We start from the raw sequence: 17,637 nt of genomic DNA on the forward strand, positions 1-17,637 counted from the left end.
TTTCATCACGTAATAATCTGGGTAAAACCAAAATGAAAACGGTCACAGCCCTTTTCAGCTGTCTGCTCACTGCCAGCCTGTGCGCAGCGACGAGCACCTGCGCAAATGCTGCGTCCTTCCAGACCAGCTTCGACTGCGCCACGACAAGAGCATCCGTCGAAAAGCTTATCTGTCGTGATCCGCAGCTGGCGCAGATGGATGTCGAACTGATGCGTCTTTATCGCCTGGCGCTCACGGATGAACATTCAGTGCCGCCACCAGACAAGGTCATCATCGACCAGCAGTTCTGGATGGAAGACCGCAATCAGTGTGCTTCCGAGCCGGAACCCAAGACGTGCACGATCCGACGTTATGCCGAGCGCGCGTACCAGCTACGCCAAGGCTCGGCAATTGTGAGAACCAAGGATCCAGACAGACTCACCGAAGGCCCCTTGGCTTTTCGTTGTACTGGGTTGAACGCGCTGATTGCCGCTACTTTCTTCACCACGCAACCTGGTGTCGTTTACCTGAAATGGGCGAATAGCTCGATCACCCTGAGCCAAGTGTCGAGTGATTCGGGAGCTCATTACAGTGGCAAGGATAACCAGGGGAGCTACAGCTTCTGGCAAAACGGCAACGTGGTCCTTTTCCAGAGGCCAGGCTCAGGGGAAATGAGTTGTACGGCTGAGCCTATCGGCTGACGTTTTTGGCGCAGGCTGCAACCGTCACATCCGCCTGACCGCTGGCCGTCAGGGCTGCGTGGATGAAGCCTTCGGACTTTTTGCGCTCCACGAATGCCCTCACATAAGCTGCACCCGCCGTTCTATCTCGCGGAACAGCCATTGCTTGGCGAATGGCCGTGAAAGCCCCTTCAAGCACCCGATAACGCCGGTCGGCATCGGCTACTTTCTGCAATGGTTGGCGGACGCCAGCGGCGGCATCCAGACCTTTGTCGAAGAACAGATTGACAGCGGCGGCGGAGGTTTCTGCCCGTTCCAACTGCGCATGTTTCAAGGTGCGCGTCAGGAACAGGTCATAAGCAGCGCCCTTGCCCACCGCCAACCGCAACCCCGGTTGATCGAGGTCTTCGACGGCCATGTATGGCGACTCGGTCGCGACCAGGTAAGTACCCTCGATGATCACGTAAGGTTCACTGAAAGCGATCTGTTGCTCCCGCACCGGCTCGATGGCCAGGAACGCAATGTTCCAGGCCCCCTCCTCCAGCGCGGCAAATACCTTGCCTGCGGCATCGAAGGTGAGCATGTCCAGACGCACGCCCAGTTCTTCGGCCAACGCCTTGGCCAGGGCAACCGACACGCCTTGCGGCGCCCCATCCTGGCCCTGCTGCGCCAATACCGGGTTACCAAAATTGATGGCGGCCCGCAGAACGCCTTGAGGGGCCAGATCTTCAAGAACTGCCGGTGTGATATCAGTCATCATTTGCTCCGAATCCAGGTTTGTACTTGCATGTGTCGTTTCAATAAATCCAGTGTTCAGTTAGAAAAAACCATGCACACCGGGCTTCCCGTCGAGATCGAAAAACCGGTCTTGCTCAGCCCTCCGCTTTTCGGATCTACCGCCATCGAGAGGATGATGTCGCTGTCTTCGTTAAGTGCGAAGAGGAAACGCCCATTGGGGGTCAACGTGAAGAAGCGCGGGGTCTTGCCATCGGTGGGCATGAACTCGACCGGGCTTAACAACCCGGTTTCCTGATCGATGGCAAACACGGCCACGCTGTCGTAACCCCGGTTGGAAGCGTAGACAAAACGCCCACTGCGATCGACCTCGATCTCCGAGGCGCGACTGTTGCCGGTGAAAGTCGATGGCAGCGAAGTCACCACTTGCAACGGTTTCAACGAGCCGTCCTGCGCATTGAAGCGATAGGTCGTCACCGTTGAATCCAGCTCGTTGACCACATAGGCGAACGGCGCAGTCGGGTGCAACGCCAAGTGCCGTGGCCCCGCCCCTTCACGCGTGGTCACGAACGGCTGGTCGGCGGGGACGAGTTGGCCGTTGTCGAAACGGAAACTGAAGATCCGGTCCAGGCCTTTGTCGGGCACCAGTACACACTTGCCGGTGTGATCGAACGGGTTGAAATGCGGCTTGGAAAACGGCTGCTCGACACGGTGCGGGCCGGTCGGGCCTTGCAGTTTCAGCAGTTGGTTGAGCGTACCCAGCGACCCGTCTTCGGCCACATTCATCACCGCCAGGGAACCGGTGATGTGGTTCGAGACCACGAGGAAGCGTTCAGTCGGGTCCAGCGCCAAATGCACCGGGTTCTTGCCTTCACAACTTTGCCGATTGATGAAAGTCAGCTTGCCGGTGGCCTTGTCGATGCTGAAGGCGCTGACGTCGCTCTCGTCACCGTGCACGGTGTACAGCCGATCGCAGGTTGTGTTCAGCGTCAGGAAAGACGGGTTGACCAGGTCGCCGACCACTTGAACGAGGGTCAGCGTCCCTTGCTCCTGATCCACTTCGTAGACAGTGATGCCGTCACCGCGGGCATTTCGTTCTCGGGTAGTCCTTGACCCGACATAGGCGTACATAAGCGTTGTTCTCCGGGTAACAAATAACCTGATTCTTGATCGCAAAACCTGACGTGCATCGATGTCAGTGACGCGTGCGTTTCACCACTTTACGAATCACGTAGGGTAGAACACCGCCGTTGGTGAGGTAGCGAATTTCCTGCAGCGAGTCGATACGCACGGCCAACTCGACACGTTGCTGTTCGGCCCCATCGCGGCGTACAACCAGGATCACCGGGTTGTCGCCTACGTTCAGGTCGTCAAGCCCGATGAAATCAAACTGTTCGTCGCCTTGCAACTTCAGGTCATCGACGCTCTGCCCTGCTTTGAACACCAGCGGGATCACGCCCATGCCAATCAGGTTGCTGCGGTGGATCCGCTCGATGCTGCGGGCCACGACCGCTTTCACGCCTAACAGCAGCTGCGCTTTGGCGGCCCAGTCACGACTGGAGCCGGCGCCATAATTGATGCCGGCGAACACCACCATCGGTGTCTGCTGTTCGGCGTAGCTCTTGGCGGCCATGTACAGCGGCAAGCATTCGCTGTGATCGGCATTCCAGGCCCACACGCCAAGCCCCGGCTGGTTTTCGCCCAGCAACAGGTTTTTTACCGAACGGTTGGTGAACGCACCGCGCACCATGACTTCATGATTACTGCGTCGCGTGGAATATTGATTAAGGTCCTGAGGGTCTTCGCCCCGCGCCAGCAACCATTGGCCCGCCAGGCTGTTGACCGGAATCGCTCCGGCCGGGGAAATGTGGTCGGTGGTGACGTTGTCACCCAACACCATCAATACCCGGGCGCCGCTGATGGCCAGACAGGTTTTCGGCTCGGCCTGGATATCCGCCAGGTACTGAGGACGACGCAGGTAAGTCGACTGCGGACTCCACGGGAACTGCACGCTGCCTTCGGCGGACAGCGCCTGCCAGTGATGAGTGCCGTCCCAGATCGTGGCCAGCCTCTGCTGAAAGAACTCGGGGTTGACCACGTTGAACACCTGCGCGGCGATGTCGGCATCGGTCGGCATCAGGTCGCGCAGATAAACCGATTTACCGTGGGTATCCAGGCCCAACGGTTGCGAATCCAGATCGATATCGATGGTGCCGGCAATCGCATACGCCACACACAGTGCTGGCGACGCTAGGTAGCCCGCCGGGACTTTGGGGTTTACTCGACCTTCAAAGTTACGGTTGCCGGACAACACGACGACGCCCTTGAGCCCTTGATCGGCAAACGCTTCGACGTGTTCTTCGAGCGTTCCCGAGTTACCGATGCAGGTCATGCAGCCAAACCCCGCGAGGTCAAAGCCCAGCGCCGAGAAATCCTCAAGCAAATTCGCTTCTTTGAGATAGTCCGCGACCACCTGGGAACCTGGCGACAGCGAGGTCTTGACCCACGGTTTGCGCTTGAGGCCCAACGCTCGGGCTTTACGGGCCAACAAACCGGCCTGGATCATCTGCGAAGGGTTGGCCGTGTTGGTGCAACTGGTGATGGCGGCCATGACCACCGCACCATGGGTGATCGGTTCGTTGAACGAAGGCTCGAAAAACGACTGTTCGGCCGGCCCGGCGATTAGGCTCGCACCGCCCATCACTTCATTGCGAAACGACGCGGCCGCATTGGACAACTTCTGCCGCTGGTGCGGCTGATGTGGGCCGGCGACGCTCGGTTCGATGCTCGCCAGATCCAGTTCAATCAGTTCATCGAATTGCGGTTCGGCCAGGTCATCACGGCGCCACAGCGGTTGGGCATTCATGTAACTGACGACTTTCTCGCGCAGTTCAGCAGAACGGCCAGTCAACGCCAGATAGGTCAGGGTTTCAGTGTCGAACGGGAAGAACACCACCGTGGCGCCGTACTCGGGTGCCATGTTCGATACCGTTCCGCGCGCCGCCCAACTTAGGGAGGAAAACCCGGGACCGGTGAACTCGACGAACTTGCCGACCACCGAGCGCTTGCGCAGGATTTCGGCAACGTGCAAAGACAAGTCCGTGGCCGTGACACCGGGGCGCATGACGTTGGTCACGCGGATGCCGATGACTTTCGGAAAACTGATTGGCACCGGCTCACCCAACATTGCCGCCTGCCCTTCCAACCCGCCGACACCCCAACCCAGCACCCCGATGGCATTGATCATCGGGGTGTGACTGTCCGTGGCGACCATGTCATCCGGATGGATCAGTCGTTGGCCGTCTTCGGTCTCACTCTCCCAGACCACTTGCGCCAACGCTTCCATGTTCATCTGGTGGATGATGCCGGTGCCCGGTGGAATGACGCCGAAGTTATCCAGGCTCTTCTGCGCCCACTTGATAAACCGGTAGCGCTCGCTGTTGCGGCGAAAATCGATGTCGAGGTTCTTTTCCACGGCATCGGCTTCGGCAAAGCGCTCGACAATCACCGAGTGGTCGATCGTCAGTACCGCGGGAATCAAAGGATTCATCGCGCTCGGATCGCCACCCAACTCCGCCACCACATCGCGCATGCCGGCGAAATCCGCCAGCGCCGGCAGGCAGGTGGTGTCGTGGAACATCAGGCGATTGGGCTGGAACGGCACTTCGCAGTCAGGCCCTTGGCCGATGGCCCGGGCGAGTACCGAGGGCAGCGCCTGCGGTGAGCAGCGAGCGACATTTTCCAGAAGGATGCGGATCGAATAGGGAAGCTTCGCTACCTGCTCAGGTGAAAGCATCTTGCGCAAGTCGACGTAGGCGATCGATCTGCCATCGATGATCAGGTGATTGAGTAAGTCGCAGGCAATCTCGGTCATGCTTTATCGCTCGTTTTTTAGTTCTGAACCCATTCTAGAAGTGGACGAAGCCGATGAAAATTGATGGTTCAACAAGAGAGCGTTCTCCATCGGAGAACGCTCGATCTGGGCCTTGAACGATTTGTCGTTACCGGATTAGCAGTTCAGGACTGCCCGAACTCATTTGGCGGTGGCCGTCTTGAATTTGGTCCAGGTTCGCATCCGTGCCCGCATATCCGACTGGGCAATGTCCTTACCGGGAATCAGCCGTTCGTAAGTGGCATCGTCGAGGTAAATATCCGGGTTGTTGCGCATCGTCGTGTCGACGCTCGGACACGCCTTGGCATTGGAGGTGGGATAGCCGGTGAAGTTACTGATGGCGGCCATGTTCTGCGGGCGCATGACGAAGTTGATGAACGCGTAGGCGTATTCCGGATGTTTCGCGTCGACGGGAATCGCCATGGTGTCCATCCACACCGTGGTGCCTTCACGGGGAATGCGGTACTGGAACGTGGTGTGCTTGCCGGCGGAATCCGACGTCCGTTGCGCTTGAGTCATATCGCCGCTGTAGCCAAGTGACAGGCACAGGTTGCCGTTCACCAGGTCGGTCACCGGCTGCGACTGGAACTTGCGAATGTATGGCCGTAACTTGAGCAGCAGGTCACTCGCCGCGGTCAGGTCTTCGGGCTTTGCGCTGCGGGGTTCACGGCCGAGGTAGTTGAGCACCACTGCCAGCACTTCGTCGGGCGAGTCGATCATCGAGATGCCGCAATCGGCAAATTTGGCGGCCAGCTCCGTTTTGAACAACATGTCCAGGCTATTGACCGGAGCATCCGGCATGCGCTGCTGGATCTGCCCTGCGTTGTAAGTCAGGCCGATGGTGCCCCAGGTGTACGGGACGGTGGCTTGGCTCGACTGCCCATAATGGGTGCGCAATTTCTGCAAACCGGGTTCGATGTCATCCAGGGCCGTGAGTTTTGAGCGGTCCAGCGGCTGCAGACTGCCGGCGCGCATCAAGCGCTCGGCAACGGTGTCGCCGGGGAAAATCAGGTCATAGCCACTGCCGCCGGCGAGCATCTTGGCTTCCAGCGTTTCGCTGCCATCCATGACGTCGTAGATGACGTTGATCCCGGTTTCGGCGGTGAATCGGCTCAGGGTGTCCTCGGCAAAATAGTCGGCCCAGTTGTACAGCCGCAGGGTTTTCTCTTCGGCGTGCAGCGACGGCAAGGCACCTCCAAGTGCCAGTCCCAAGGCGCCGAGCAACAGCTTGTTTGAGATGCGCATATCAAGCTCCTTGAGTGTTCCAGCGTGCGTTGATGTGGCGACCGTCCTGACTTAACAACGCTCCATACATGTCCGGGCGACGGTCGCGGTAGATGCCCCAGCTCAAGCGTTCTTCGCGCATGGCGGTCAAGTCCAGGCTGTGCACCAGCACGCCGGGGCTGTCACGATCCGCCTCGGCGAGCAATTTGCCTTTGTGGTTACAGATAAAGGACGAGCCGTAGAAGCTCATCTGCAAAGTCGGGTCGGTGGTCGCCGCTTCTCGGCCGACGCGATTGGCGGCCACCACCGGCAGGATGTTCGCGGCGGCATGGCGCGCATGGTCATTTGCCAGTGGTCACGTGAATCCAGCGTGCGCAGCCAGGTTCAGAGCCGATGGTGGTAGGAAACAGCAAGACTTCGGCACCCATCAACGCCAGGCAGCGCGCGGTCTCGGGGAACCACTGGTCCCAGCAGATCCCCACGCCGATACGCCCGAAAGCCGTGTCCCAGACACGAAAGCCGGTATCGCCGGGGCTGAAATATTCCTTCTCCTGATAACCGATGGCATTGGGGATGTGGGTCTTGCGATACACCCCCAGCAAGCGCCCATCGGCATCGGCCACGCTCAACGAATTGAAGTAGGCATTGCCGGCCTTTTCGAACCAGCTCAGCGGCAGCACCACCCCCAACTCCTTGGCCAATGCGGCAAAGCGCTTGAGTACATGGCTGTCTCGATATTCTTCGGCCAGCGCCAAGTGTTTATGGCTTTGCTCGATGCAGAAATACGGCGTGGCAAACAGCTCCTGCAACAGGATGATCTGGGCGCCCTTCGCCGCCGCCTCACGCACCAGGTGCTCAGCCTGATCGAGGTTGTTCGGCAAGTCCCAAGTGCAAGGCATTTGGGTGGTGGCAATCGTCAGCAGCGTCATGGCATCAACCCTCCACTGGCCAGGCGGGCTGTTGCTGGGTGATGCAGTGCACTCCACCGCCGCCATGGGCCAGATAATTGATTCGCACCGGTACCACTTCGTGGTCGGGGAAGGCTTGAGCCAAAACTTTCGCAGCCACATGGTCGGCATCAATGCCATAGGCCGGCATGATGATCGCGTTGTTGGCGATGTAGAAGTTGGTGTAGGAGGCACAGAACACTTCAGCGTCGGTGTCCACGGCATCAGTGGCTTCGTACAACTCGATCAGCTCGAACTTTCGCCCGTGGGCATCAGTGGCCAGTTCCAGTGCGCGACGGTTTTCTCGTACCACCTCGGCATACACCGATTGCTTGTCGTGGGTCGCGTCCACCAGCAGCACACCGGGGCGTGCGAATGCGCACACACCATCGACATGGCCGTCAGTCATGTCGCCGGTCACATAGTCCGGATCGCCCGGTAGCCAGATGGTTTTTTTCACGCCCAGCAGACGCGTGAAGATCTCCTCCATCTCAGCCTTGTTCATGCCCGGGTTGCGATTGGGGTTGAGCAGTACCGATTCGGTGGTGATCAGCGTGCCCTCGCCGTCGACATGAATCGCACCGCCTTCGTTACTCAGGGGTGTACCAAAACACTGCACGCCGAGGTGATTGAGTGCGCGACGCGCCAGGCTTTCGTCCAGGTCGTGCGCCGACTTGCCGCCCCACGCGTTGAAGCGCCAGCTCACCCCGGCCAGGCCGTGTTGCGGGTGGCAGATGAAGCTCGGGCCAGAGTCGCGACACCAACTGTCGTTCACTGCCAGCGCGATCAGTTCGATGTTGGGTCCACATAACGCTTTAGCACTGGCGACAGCGGAGGGATCGACGACCATTTTTACCGGTTCGAAACGGGCAATGGCGTTGGCGACACGAGCGAAATCCTCTTGCACCAGCGGCAAGGTGACGCCCCAACCCGACTCCCAGAGCGCTTTGTTGTGTGGCCAAACCATCCAGGTCGCGGCGTGCCTGACCCACTCTGCCGGCATCATCCAACCGGTGTTTTGCATATCGTTTTGCTGCATGACAAGTACCTTTAAGTTAAGTCATTGTGTTCAATGAAAACTGCATTGGCGGTCTTGGCATGCATGCTACGGCTGTAAAAACAGGCGAACAAACGATGGATTTTGCAGAAAAGTGATTAGAGGAACTTATCAATATGCTCAAGCACTGGCCCCCGCTCAGCACCCTTCGCGGCTTTGAAGCCGCTGCCCGGCTAGGCAGTTTCCACAAGGCTGCCGCCGAGTTGCACCTCACTCAGTCGGCCATCAGTCAGCAGATTCGCAGCCTTGAGGCGTACCTTGAACAACCCTTGTTCTTTCGCAGTGGGCGCAGTGTCAGCCTGACCGATGCGGGCCACGATCTGCTGAGCACCACCCAGGCGCTGCTGCAACAGTTGGCCGTCGGCATACGCCGTCTCGGGCAGTACCAGAAACCTAATCAACTGGTGCTCAACACGACGCCCGCGTTCGCCCGTCACTGGCTGTTACCGCGCCTGGGGGACTTTCGCCGTCTGCATCCGGACGTCGATCTGTGGATTTACAGCACCGATGAAATTCCGGACATGGCCAGCCAGACCATCGACCTCGCGGTGCGTGATGACATCAGCTCCCAGGCCGAGTGCAGCTTCAAGGTTCTACATGCCGACCGCCTCTACCCGGCGTGTCACCCCAACCTGCTGGCGCTGCCACGCGAACAGCGCACCACCCTTCACGGCGAGCGGGAAATGGACTGGAGTCATTGGGCGGTGGAGTCAGGCATCGATGTAGGCCAGCAAGATCAGGGGCTGAACTTTTCCGACCCCGGCCTGCTGCTGGACGCCGCGTGCGCGGGGCTCGGGGTCGCCCTGGTCAGCCAGTTGCTGAGCCAGCAAGCGCGGGCGAACGGATTGTTACAACCCTTGGTGGAGCAAACCATTCGCGGCCCGAACTGGGCCTTGCTGACCCATCGTGACAGTGAGAACAATGCGCGAAGCTTCAGCGAGTGGTTGCTCAGCCATCTTGAGTCAGCCAGCGCGACACTGTAATGATTCTGGGCCCGATCCCTTCATACCCTGCCCGCTCCGAGGCGTGATTCGGCATCAGGTTGTTCAACCGGCCGCAAGGCCAGCCCTGATGCGAACAGCACCCCGAGTATCACGCCACCGGCGCCGAGCAGTTGCCAGACATTGGGCAACACACCCAGCACCGAAGAAACCAGCATGGTGAACACAGGTGCGAGATTGAAGAAGATCGATGTCCGTGCAGCGCCAATGGCATGGATACCTTTGAACCACAGCAAGTAGGCAATCAATGATCCAAAGACCGCCAGGTAGATGACCACGCCATGAACAGCCAGTGAAGCGCTACGGATATCGGCGATCGGATCTTCATAGATGAAGCCCAGCACGATCAGGCCAATGACACCGAACAACATGGAAAACGTGGTGGTTTCCAGTGGCGTTGAGTCTTTGACGAAGCGCCGGGTGCCGACCATGTTCGCCGCCCACGCCATGCTGCCAGCCAGAATGAGCGCGTCGCCAGTGGCCACTTTCAGCCCGAGCAGCACCTGGATATCTCCACGAGTGATCACCAGGCCAACGCCCAGCAACCCCAGCACCAGGCCGATGGCACGGCCGCGGTCAATGCGTTCGCCTTCAAGCAGCACGGCGAAAATCATGGTCCACAGCGGCGTGGTCGCCAGGATCAGCGCGCCGTTGATGGGCGTGGTGGTTTGCAGACCAAAGAATGTCGCCAGGGCGAACGCGGTAAATCCGAGCAAGCCCAGACCGATAAAGGCCAGCAGATTGTGCTTCAACGTTGCGAGACGCAGCTTGCCCGCCAGACTGAAAATAACGACGAGCAACAGCGTCGAAATGGCAAAGCGTTCCATGGAAGCGCTGATGGGTGCCATGCTCTTGATGATGTAGGCGCCAGCATTGAAGTTGGTGCCCCAGAAGAATGTGGCACCGATGATGCCGGCATACGCGAGCGGCGTGGATTTAGACATGGCTTTTTCCTCGTCAAGACGTGCGCTGAATGCTTCAGACCTGTTGGTCAGGTGTTGAAGGAGTCTTGCAGGCTTGCTGACGGGGTAAAATTCCCCATTTATTCACCCTTCATGTGAGAAAACGCCCATGTTTGATTGGGAGGATCTGCGCTACTTCATCGTCTTCGCCCACGAGCAGTCGTTGTCAGGGGCGGCACGCAAGCTCAAGGTCGACCATGCCACCGTGGCGCGGCGCATCAGCGCCCTGGAAAGCTCGCTGAACCTCAAGTTGGTTGACCGGCGCCCTCGGGCGTATGTCATCACCGAGGACGGGGAACGGATCGCCCAGTTAGGGCGACGTATGGAAAGTGAGTCCTTCGCGGTGCAGCGTACGGCGCTGGCCGGGCAGGAAAGCTACGCAGGGGAAGTCACCGTCAGTGCCCCGCCCGCGCTGGCCTGCGCGTTGATTGCGCCGCGCATCAATGCGTTGCGGGCGACCTATCCGCAGTTGTCCTTGCAGTTGATTGGTAGTCTGGGCAGCGCTTCGTTGTCGCGGCGCGAAGCCGATATTGCCGTGCGCCTGAGCCGCCCCACAGAACCGGACCTGGTGGCACGCAAGGTCGCGACCGTGCCGTTCCACCTGTATGGCTCGGCGGCCTATTTATCCAGCACCGCCCCGCAGGACCTGGCCTTCATCGCTTACGACGAAACCATGGAGCAATCACCACAACAGGCCTGGCTGAAGAAACAAGCGGGGGATCGACCTGTCCTGTTGCGCAGCAATGATTTGAATATCCAGGCCAACTTTGTCCAGGCAGGTGCCGGTATCGCTGCACTGCCCTCTTTCCTCGGCGACCATTACGGCTTGCAAAGAATGCCTGCCGTTGGCGCGGAGCTTACGCGTGAGGTGTGGCTGGTGGTCCACAACGACATCCGGCACACCCCCTCGGTCCAGGCGGTGATGAGTTTTCTGGTGTCTTGCTTCGAAAACTGAATCAACCGTGAATTACAGAGCGGTGTGATCGAGCCTGAACTCGTACGTCACCGCCCGTACGATCCCGTGGATGACATCATTCACCAGCCATTCTCCCTTGTCGGCACTGGAGCCTCGCGCCGATGACAGCACGCCACTCGCCGGCACCCATTCGGTCCGCGTCGGGTACATGTCGTACACCGGAAATTCGGCTGGCCCGTGATCCGGAATCTTGTCCAGCGCCACCATCTGCGGGTGGTAGTGCAGCATCATCGAGGTCTCGATGACGGCGGCATGTTCCAGCGCAATGCCCGGAAAACCGTCGGGGAAAATCCTCTCGATTGTCTGCGCGGTCACGAACTCCCAGTGCTCCAGACGCATGACCTCCAGACCGGCATTTGGGCCGATATCACGCAGGGCCAGTTCAATGCCTTCGGTCACAAACCACTGGTTTTCGTAGTGACCGATGACCAGCACCAAGCGCTTCACACCGTGGCGATGAAACTCGCGTACGGCGTCCCGGACCATGGCGATCAGGGTCGCACCATCAACGCTGGTGGTTCCGCAAAAGTGCTGCCCTCCTCCGCATTTGGGCTGGGATTTATACCCATAGGACAGGGCTGGCGCGACGATCCCGTCGATGGCCCTGGCCACGTCTTCGCTGATGGCACTGGCCAGCAACGCGTCGGTGCCAAGGGGCAAGTGCGGGCCGTGTTGTTCGGTTGCACCGATCGGCAGAAAAACCACCGCGCCTGATTGCACTCGGCGCTCGTAGTCGACCCAACTGATGTTGTCCATGCGAACGTTGTTCATGATGCAGGTACTCCGGTTGAAGACCTCAGCGCTGTGCTTGCGCGCTGAGGCATGGGCGCCGTGGTTTCAGGATCGCGACGGGTACCACGCTTCCGGCTCCGGGTAATCCCAGTCCGAAGGGAATGCATAGGTTTCAAACACCGTGGTGGTGTCCGCCTCGGTGCCGAAGAACGCGAAATGATTCACGCCCATCCACGAGCCTGATTGCACGCACTGGTAGCCGCGTCGCTCCAGCTCGGTGATACGTTCTTCGAAGGGGATGTTGTTGCAGTCATAAGCGACGTGCTGGATGCCTTCGCCATGTTTGTCGAGGAAATCCGCGAAAATCGTCGGCCCGGAAACGGGTTCCATCAACTCCCAGACCATGTTGCCTGACTGGGCGAAGCAGACTTTCAGAACAAACTCCGCAGGCTCGCCATGGTACGTCTGGTTTTGCGTGTTTTCCGGGCTGAAGGTGTACACGCGCCACGGACCGATGCCGAGCTTGAGCAAGCCATCCATGGTCCGTTTGTGGTCCCGCGTCACGATCGCAATCTCCACGACGTTACCCAGGAACCCATCGACTTCGGCTCCAGCGTTCAACGCCGTCAGGACATTCATTTGTTCAAGATGAGACATTTACATTTACCTCTTTAATCAATTAAGAAGTCACACGACATTTGAATAATGTTTATTCCGCCATGACCGATGACTGGGCAACTTTTGTCTGCCGTGAGCGGTGCAACAGATAATAAATTCCGCCGCCCACGCCAAACCCTGCCAGCCAGGACAAATCAATTCCGCCAAGTGCCATTGCAAGTGGGCCTTGCAGCGATTTAATGGTGCCTACCTGAAACAACCAGGCCGCCAGTACGCCAGTTGCAAGTGCAAAGACGCCTCGCCAGTTCACATCGGTGCATGAACTTTCCGAGTGATGGCAATAAAGCGATTGCAGATCGACCTGACCGCGACGAATCAGGAAAAAATCCACCAGCGTGATGCCGGCCCACGGACTGATCCACACCACGAAAAAGACCATCAGGTTTTCAAAGGCGTGCACAAACTCGCCGGATTGCAGGAACAGATAGAGGATGAACAGCGCCACGACCCCGGAGACCATCGAAACAACCCAGCGCGGCACACGCATGTCCAGAGACAGCGTTGCCAGTGCGGCGGAATAAATGACCACGATATTGGTGGCGACCGGCCCATGTAACAGCACCAGCAGTACCGGCAGTGCCATCGTGCCAAAGACCGCAATGATCAGTTGCGCGGGGTCCGAGCCCGCGCCTGCCGAAGCGATGGCAGCCCCCAGAAAGGCCAGCCATACCGTGGGCAGGAACATGCCAAGAAAAGTGGCGCGGAACACTTGCCCGTCAGACAGTTTGCTCTGGGTAAACCGGGTGTAGTCCGAGGCGTAGACCAGCCACGAAATGCCCCAGCCAATGCCTATCGCGGTCATCAGGCTGCTCATGGCCGACAGTTTGCTGATGCCTTCGGTGGTCGAGGCGTGCCATTGGATGTCCACGTGAGTGAAGGCCAGAACGGTCATCACCACCATGATCAGCAGAATCACCGGCATGGTGTAGCGCTCGAAACACTTGATGGCATGGAAGCCCCAGGCGGCGATGCCGACCTGGATAACCATCACGGCCAAGGCGATGCCGTATTTGAGTTCCATGCCTCCGCTAATCCCCATTTTGTCCAGGGCGGCAACGGCAAGATCAAGGACTATCCAGGTGTTTGTGGCCACCCAACCCATGGGCATCAAGACTTGCATGATGGTGGGCAAGTAAGCGCCGCGGCGCCCGAACGCCAACCGGGATAGCACCATCTGCGGCACTCCCGTGCGGTGGCCCATGATGCAAATGCCGCCAAACAATGCGGCGCCCAACAGATTGCCGACCACAATAACCAGCAGGGTTTCTATCAAGCTCAAACCCAGCTGGATACCGATGGCACCCAATACCCAATTGATGGGCGCCACATTCGCCCCAGCCCATATCCAGAACTGATCCAATGGACTTGAAGTGCGATGGCGATCGGGCACGGGCTCGATGCCCAGCGCATCATAATTGGCCTCGTTAATTAAGCTTTTTTCAGATTCACGACGCGTTGACATTATTGTTTTCCTCGCTGTCCGGCGACCACTTGAATCGCCCCGAGCCATTAAAGCGAGGTACACACGTTTACGTAATTGATAATAACTAAAGGGCCCTTTAGAAATATTGCGCCGTTGAGAAAACATCAATTGTGCAGGCTGCCGGAGCATGTGATATCCACCCTCAGCTTACAAAAAGATAACTTCCAACACTGACCAACAAATAAAACTCTCTTGTTGAGTTTTATTAAACACGCCTCAAATAAATATCAATAGCTGGCCCCTGGTTTCTCGTGGCCCACTTGTTTCAGTTGCCGGGGCAATTCCGCCTCGGGCTTAACAGGAAGTGCCACATGACTACCCTTCTTCATATCGATGCCAGCGCCCGAAACGACCGTTCCCTGAGCCGGAAACTGTCGAAAGCATTTGTCGAGGCCTGGGCCGGGCAAGATGCCAGGATGCAGGTCATTACCCGTGACGTCGGCCACAACCCTCCTCCGTTCGTGACGGAAGAATGGATTGCCGCGGTGTTTACCCCCGAGGCGCACATGACGCCGGAAAACCGCGAGGAAATCCGGCTCTCGGACGAGCTGATCGATGAGCTCGACCGGGCGGACGTGATCGTTATCGGGGCCCCCATGTACAACTACGGGATGCCCGCCGCCCTCAAGTCCTGGTTCGATAAAGTGATACGCATCGGCAAGACCTTTACCTTCGATCTGTCCCGGGGCGACTACCCTTTGGAGCCCATCATGAGTGGCAAGAAACTGGTGATCCTGTCATCCAGGGGCGAGTTTGGATTCGGCCCGGGTGGCGTTCGGGAACAGATGAACCATCTGGAGACTCACATCCAGACCTGCGCCCATTATCTTGGTGTGAATGAAACCCACGTCATCGCCATCGACTACCAGGAATTCGGCGACGCTCGCCACGAGGCCTCGATTGCGGATGCATTCGATGCCGTTCCGGTGCTGGTCAAGCAGATGATTGAAGCGCGACAAAACGAGCTGTCACCCGCCTGACTACCCGGCTCTGCCGCCCACCCGATCGGAGAAACCATGACCACGATGCTGGAAACCGCCGAGCGATTGAAGCAAGGCCTTACGACACCTGATGAGTTGATCGCGTCCGCGTTGGCGGCGGCCAGGGGCTCGGAACATGTGTTCATTGCCGTACTGGAAGAACGGGCAATCGATGAAGCAAAAGCCTCGACCGAACGTTGGTGTCGAGGGGCTCAATTGAGCCCTTTCGATGGCATCCCCTACGCCGTCAAAGACCTGCTGGACGTTGCCGGCAGCCGCACAACCGCAGGTTCCATGACGCGGATCGACGCTCCGATTGCGCTCAAGGATGCAGCAGTTGTCGGCACACTTGCGGCGCTGGGGATGATCCCGCTGGGTAAAACCAACCTCGCGGAATTCGCTTACTCCGGCCTGGGCCTGAACCCGCATTTCGGTACACCGACTTCTGATATCACGGTTGGCGAAGCCCGCGTTCCCGGTGGTTCGTCTTCGGGTTCGGCCATCGCGGTTCAAAGGGGCATCGTCAGCAGCGCCATTGGCACTGACACCGCGGGTTCGATTCGCGTGCCAGCGGCTTTCAACGGACTGGTTGGCTACAAGGCCTCCACGGCGCGTTACAGCATGGAGGGCGTCCACCCGCTCGCCGTTACGGTCGATAGCCTGGGGCCTTTTGCCCGTACCGTCGCCGATTGCGTCGCGCTCGACGCGGCGATGCGCGGTTTCAAAGCCGCGACAATCCGCTGCGCCAGCCTTTCCGACCTGCGTTTTGTCGTCGAGGACGGTGTGATGTCCGACCCAACGCTTCAGCCAGCGGTGCGAGAAAACCTGCTCTCGATGATGACGCTGCTTCGTGCGGCGGGAGCGCATGTGGAGCGGCGTGAAGTCGTGGCGGTGTCCCGCACCCGCGAGCTGATTGCCAGCATGGGGTGGTTGGGGGCGATAGAAGCCTGGCGACTGCTGGGCGCGGTGGTTGAAGGCCCGGAAGGTATTCGGATGGACAGACGGGTGCGTGCTCGTCTTCTGTCAGCCAAGGGCATCGATCCTGCTATCGAGGCAAGGATTCGAAGCCTGCGCGGCGAGCTGATGTCGGCCATGGAACGTGAGCTTGAGGGCGCGATTCTGGTGATGCCAACGGTTAAACATGTCGCCCCGCCGATGGCGCCGCTGGAGAACGATGACGAGCTGTTTGCGGCGGTCAACCTCGACACCTTGTCGCTCACGATGGTGGGCAGCCTGCTGGACATGCCAGGGGTGGCCATCCCGTCCGGGAGCGACAGCGCCGGCCTGGCCACCTCAACCTTGTTTTCCACCACGCGGGGTCAAGACGACCCGTTACTCAGCGCTTGTCTGGCGATCGAGGCGACACTTTTGTCAGGAAGTAAGCGCGAGCCGATGGCCTGATCGGTCATTGAGGGCGTTTTCCCTAAACGCCTTTGCTTCGCTCAGCAACCAGTCTCGAAACAACGAAAGGCTTCGGCGTGGATCGGATCGCGTCTCCTCTATCAGGTGGTAGGTGAAACCCGGCAACGTCGGGCCTGCCACCCGACGCATCCGACCCGAACGAAGCTCATCGTCAATCAACACATTGCTGCACAGCAGCGGCCCTAGTCCCCGTTCTACCGCATGCAGCGCCAGTGTTTCCTCGCTGTACCAGGAAATGCGGAAATCCCGGGTGTCGTGTTCGACCCGGGCCAGCCAGGTTGACCAGGATGGGGCTTCGAGCGCCTGATTCTTCCATTTGAACGCCAGCAAGGAGCGGTTGTGAAAATCGGTGATCGTCGGCTGGCGGTCGACAGGGCAAATGCTTTTGTCCGCTACTGCGATGTACTCATCATCGAACAACACCGGGCCCCGCGCCTCGGCATCGGTCGGGCCGTACCGGATCGCCAGGTCGACCGTTTCGGAACGCAGATCCACGACCTTCTCCGAGGCATGAATGTGCACCATGATGTTTGGATAGATCGCGTTGAATGTGGCCAGGCGAGGCATGAGCCAGCGCTCGGCAAACGCGCGTGTGGTGGAGACCTGAATGGCGTCCCCTTCCTTTGGCGCACCGATCAGGGCAAACGCCTGGGCAATCTGGTCAAAGCCGTCGCGCAGTAGTGGATAGATGGTTTTGCCCACCGGGGTGAGCGTCACTGTCCGGCCCCGTTCCAGGAGTTTTTGCCCCAGGCCCTCTTCAAGCTGCCGGACCTGATGGCTGACCGCCGCGACCGTCACCGAGAGTTCGTTCGCCGCCGCGGAAAAACTCTGGTGACGGGCGACCGCCTCGAACGCTCGTACGGAATTGAGTGGTGGTGTTTTGCGCATG

Annotated in this window: 15 protein-coding genes and 1 pseudogene; 5 read left to right on the forward strand and 11 right to left on the reverse strand. The window is 58.9% G+C overall.

What is annotated here, in order from left to right:
* The first annotated feature begins 32 nt into the window (after positions 1-32).
* Positions 33-680: an MliC family protein gene (locus tag ACA055_RS15100; protein WP_497684427.1), complete on the forward strand. Its 648-nt coding sequence runs from the start codon at positions 33-35 to the stop codon at positions 678-680.
* Here the strand turns inward: ACA055_RS15100 and ACA055_RS15105 are convergent.
* From ACA055_RS15105 to ACA055_RS15130, 6 genes and pseudogenes are all read right to left on the reverse strand, one after another.
* The gene (locus ACA055_RS15105; RefSeq protein ID WP_497679367.1) at positions 670-1,416 is read right to left on the reverse strand and encodes a transporter substrate-binding domain-containing protein; all 747 of its coding nucleotides are present in this window, start codon (positions 1,414-1,416) and stop codon (positions 670-672) included. The two genes, ACA055_RS15100 and ACA055_RS15105, sit on opposite strands and share 11 nt — an antisense overlap.
* A 56-nt stretch (positions 1,417-1,472) precedes the next feature.
* Positions 1,473-2,525, reverse strand: coding sequence for a lactonase family protein (locus tag ACA055_RS15110; protein WP_497679368.1), 1,053 nt, complete (start codon positions 2,523-2,525; stop codon positions 1,473-1,475).
* Positions 2,526-2,589: 64 nt separating this feature from the next.
* Positions 2,590-5,268, reverse strand: a complete 2,679-nt coding sequence (acnA, locus tag ACA055_RS15115; RefSeq protein ID WP_497679369.1) for an aconitate hydratase AcnA — start codon at positions 5,266-5,268, stop codon at positions 2,590-2,592.
* Positions 5,269-5,427: 159 nt separating this feature from the next.
* The gene (locus ACA055_RS15120) at positions 5,428-6,531 is read right to left on the reverse strand and encodes an extracellular solute-binding protein (protein WP_497679370.1); all 1,104 of its coding nucleotides are present in this window, start codon (positions 6,529-6,531) and stop codon (positions 5,428-5,430) included.
* Between the two features lies 1 nt (position 6,532).
* Positions 6,533-7,439, reverse strand: a pseudogene (gene aguB / locus ACA055_RS15125) (N-carbamoylputrescine amidase).
* 4 nt (positions 7,440-7,443) lie between these two features.
* Positions 7,444-8,496: an agmatine deiminase family protein gene (locus ACA055_RS15130; RefSeq protein ID WP_497679371.1), complete on the reverse strand. Its 1,053-nt coding sequence runs from the start codon at positions 8,494-8,496 to the stop codon at positions 7,444-7,446.
* A gap of 134 nt (positions 8,497-8,630) precedes the next feature.
* Between ACA055_RS15130 and ACA055_RS15135 the strand changes: the two genes are divergently transcribed.
* Complete coding sequence (locus tag ACA055_RS15135) at positions 8,631-9,497, forward strand: LysR substrate-binding domain-containing protein (RefSeq protein ID WP_497679372.1); 867 nt, start codon at positions 8,631-8,633, stop codon at positions 9,495-9,497.
* A 20-nt stretch (positions 9,498-9,517) separates the two neighbouring features.
* On the opposite strand, the gene ACA055_RS15140 is transcribed toward ACA055_RS15135, so the two are convergent.
* Positions 9,518-10,459 (reverse strand): DMT family transporter, encoded by a 942-nt coding sequence (locus ACA055_RS15140; protein ID WP_497679373.1) that lies wholly within the window; start codon positions 10,457-10,459, stop codon positions 9,518-9,520.
* 127 nt (positions 10,460-10,586) lie between these two features.
* Between ACA055_RS15140 and ACA055_RS15145 the strand changes: the two genes are divergently transcribed.
* Positions 10,587-11,432: a LysR family transcriptional regulator gene (locus ACA055_RS15145; RefSeq protein ID WP_497679374.1), complete on the forward strand. Its 846-nt coding sequence runs from the start codon at positions 10,587-10,589 to the stop codon at positions 11,430-11,432.
* Positions 11,433-11,444: 12 nt separating this feature from the next.
* Here the strand turns inward: ACA055_RS15145 and ACA055_RS15150 are convergent, their stop codons facing one another.
* The 3 genes from ACA055_RS15150 to ACA055_RS15160 form a co-directional block, all read right to left on the reverse strand.
* Positions 11,445-12,224, reverse strand: a complete 780-nt coding sequence (locus tag ACA055_RS15150; RefSeq protein ID WP_497679375.1) for a creatininase — start codon at positions 12,222-12,224, stop codon at positions 11,445-11,447.
* Positions 12,225-12,290: 66 nt separating this feature from the next.
* Entirely contained in the window at positions 12,291-12,842 is a 552-nt protein-coding gene (locus ACA055_RS15155; RefSeq protein WP_497679376.1) for a VOC family protein, read from the reverse strand.
* A gap of 52 nt (positions 12,843-12,894) precedes the next feature.
* Complete coding sequence (locus ACA055_RS15160; RefSeq protein ID WP_497679377.1) at positions 12,895-14,325, reverse strand: purine-cytosine permease family protein; 1,431 nt, start codon at positions 14,323-14,325, stop codon at positions 12,895-12,897.
* Positions 14,326-14,657: 332 nt separating this feature from the next.
* Here ACA055_RS15160 and ACA055_RS15165 point away from each other — a divergent pair, with 332 nt between their 5' ends.
* Positions 14,658-15,326 carry an FMN-dependent NADH-azoreductase gene (locus ACA055_RS15165; protein WP_497679378.1) on the forward strand — a complete coding sequence of 223 codons (669 nt, stop codon included), beginning with the start codon at positions 14,658-14,660 and terminating at the stop codon, positions 15,324-15,326.
* Positions 15,327-15,362: 36 nt separating this feature from the next.
* A complete protein-coding gene (locus ACA055_RS15170) occupies positions 15,363-16,727 on the forward strand; it encodes an amidase family protein (protein ID WP_497679379.1) in 1,365 nt (454 codons plus the stop codon).
* Here the strand turns inward: ACA055_RS15170 and ACA055_RS15175 are convergent.
* Positions 16,698-17,636 carry a LysR substrate-binding domain-containing protein gene (locus ACA055_RS15175; protein ID WP_497679380.1) on the reverse strand — a complete coding sequence of 313 codons (939 nt, stop codon included), beginning with the start codon at positions 17,634-17,636 and terminating at the stop codon, positions 16,698-16,700. The genes ACA055_RS15170 and ACA055_RS15175 overlap by 30 nt on opposite strands.
* Position 17,637: the final 1 nt, after the last annotated feature.

The sequence above is a fragment of the Pseudomonas sp. LBUM1657 genome, assembly GCF_059716075.1.

Bases quoted from the DNA above. Each gene is read 5' to 3' on its own strand.
- ACA055_RS15100 (WP_497684427.1), top strand. From the start codon at position 33: ATGAAAACGGTCACAGCCCTTTTCAGCTGTCTGCTCACTGCCAGCCTG.
- ACA055_RS15105 (WP_497679367.1), bottom strand. From the start codon at position 1,416: ATGACTGATATCACACCGGCAGTTCTTGAAGATCTGGCCCCTCAAGGC.
- ACA055_RS15110 (WP_497679368.1), bottom strand. From the start codon at position 2,525: ATGTACGCCTATGTCGGGTCAAGGACTACCCGAGAACGAAATGCCCGC.
- acnA (WP_497679369.1), bottom strand. From the start codon at position 5,268: ATGACCGAGATTGCCTGCGACTTACTCAATCACCTGATCATCGATGGC.
- ACA055_RS15120 (WP_497679370.1), bottom strand. From the start codon at position 6,531: ATGCGCATCTCAAACAAGCTGTTGCTCGGCGCCTTGGGACTGGCACTT.
- ACA055_RS15130 (WP_497679371.1), bottom strand. From the start codon at position 8,496: ATGCAGCAAAACGATATGCAAAACACCGGTTGGATGATGCCGGCAGAG.
- ACA055_RS15135 (WP_497679372.1), top strand. From the start codon at position 8,631: ATGCTCAAGCACTGGCCCCCGCTCAGCACCCTTCGCGGCTTTGAAGCC.
- ACA055_RS15140 (WP_497679373.1), bottom strand. From the start codon at position 10,459: ATGTCTAAATCCACGCCGCTCGCGTATGCCGGCATCATCGGTGCCACA.
- ACA055_RS15145 (WP_497679374.1), top strand. From the start codon at position 10,587: ATGTTTGATTGGGAGGATCTGCGCTACTTCATCGTCTTCGCCCACGAG.
- ACA055_RS15150 (WP_497679375.1), bottom strand. From the start codon at position 12,224: ATGAACAACGTTCGCATGGACAACATCAGTTGGGTCGACTACGAGCGC.
- ACA055_RS15155 (WP_497679376.1), bottom strand. From the start codon at position 12,842: ATGTCTCATCTTGAACAAATGAATGTCCTGACGGCGTTGAACGCTGGA.
- ACA055_RS15160 (WP_497679377.1), bottom strand. From the start codon at position 14,325: ATGTCAACGCGTCGTGAATCTGAAAAAAGCTTAATTAACGAGGCCAAT.
- ACA055_RS15165 (WP_497679378.1), top strand. From the start codon at position 14,658: ATGACTACCCTTCTTCATATCGATGCCAGCGCCCGAAACGACCGTTCC.
- ACA055_RS15170 (WP_497679379.1), top strand. From the start codon at position 15,363: ATGACCACGATGCTGGAAACCGCCGAGCGATTGAAGCAAGGCCTTACG.
- ACA055_RS15175 (WP_497679380.1), bottom strand. From the start codon at position 17,636: ATGCGCAAAACACCACCACTCAATTCCGTACGAGCGTTCGAGGCGGTC.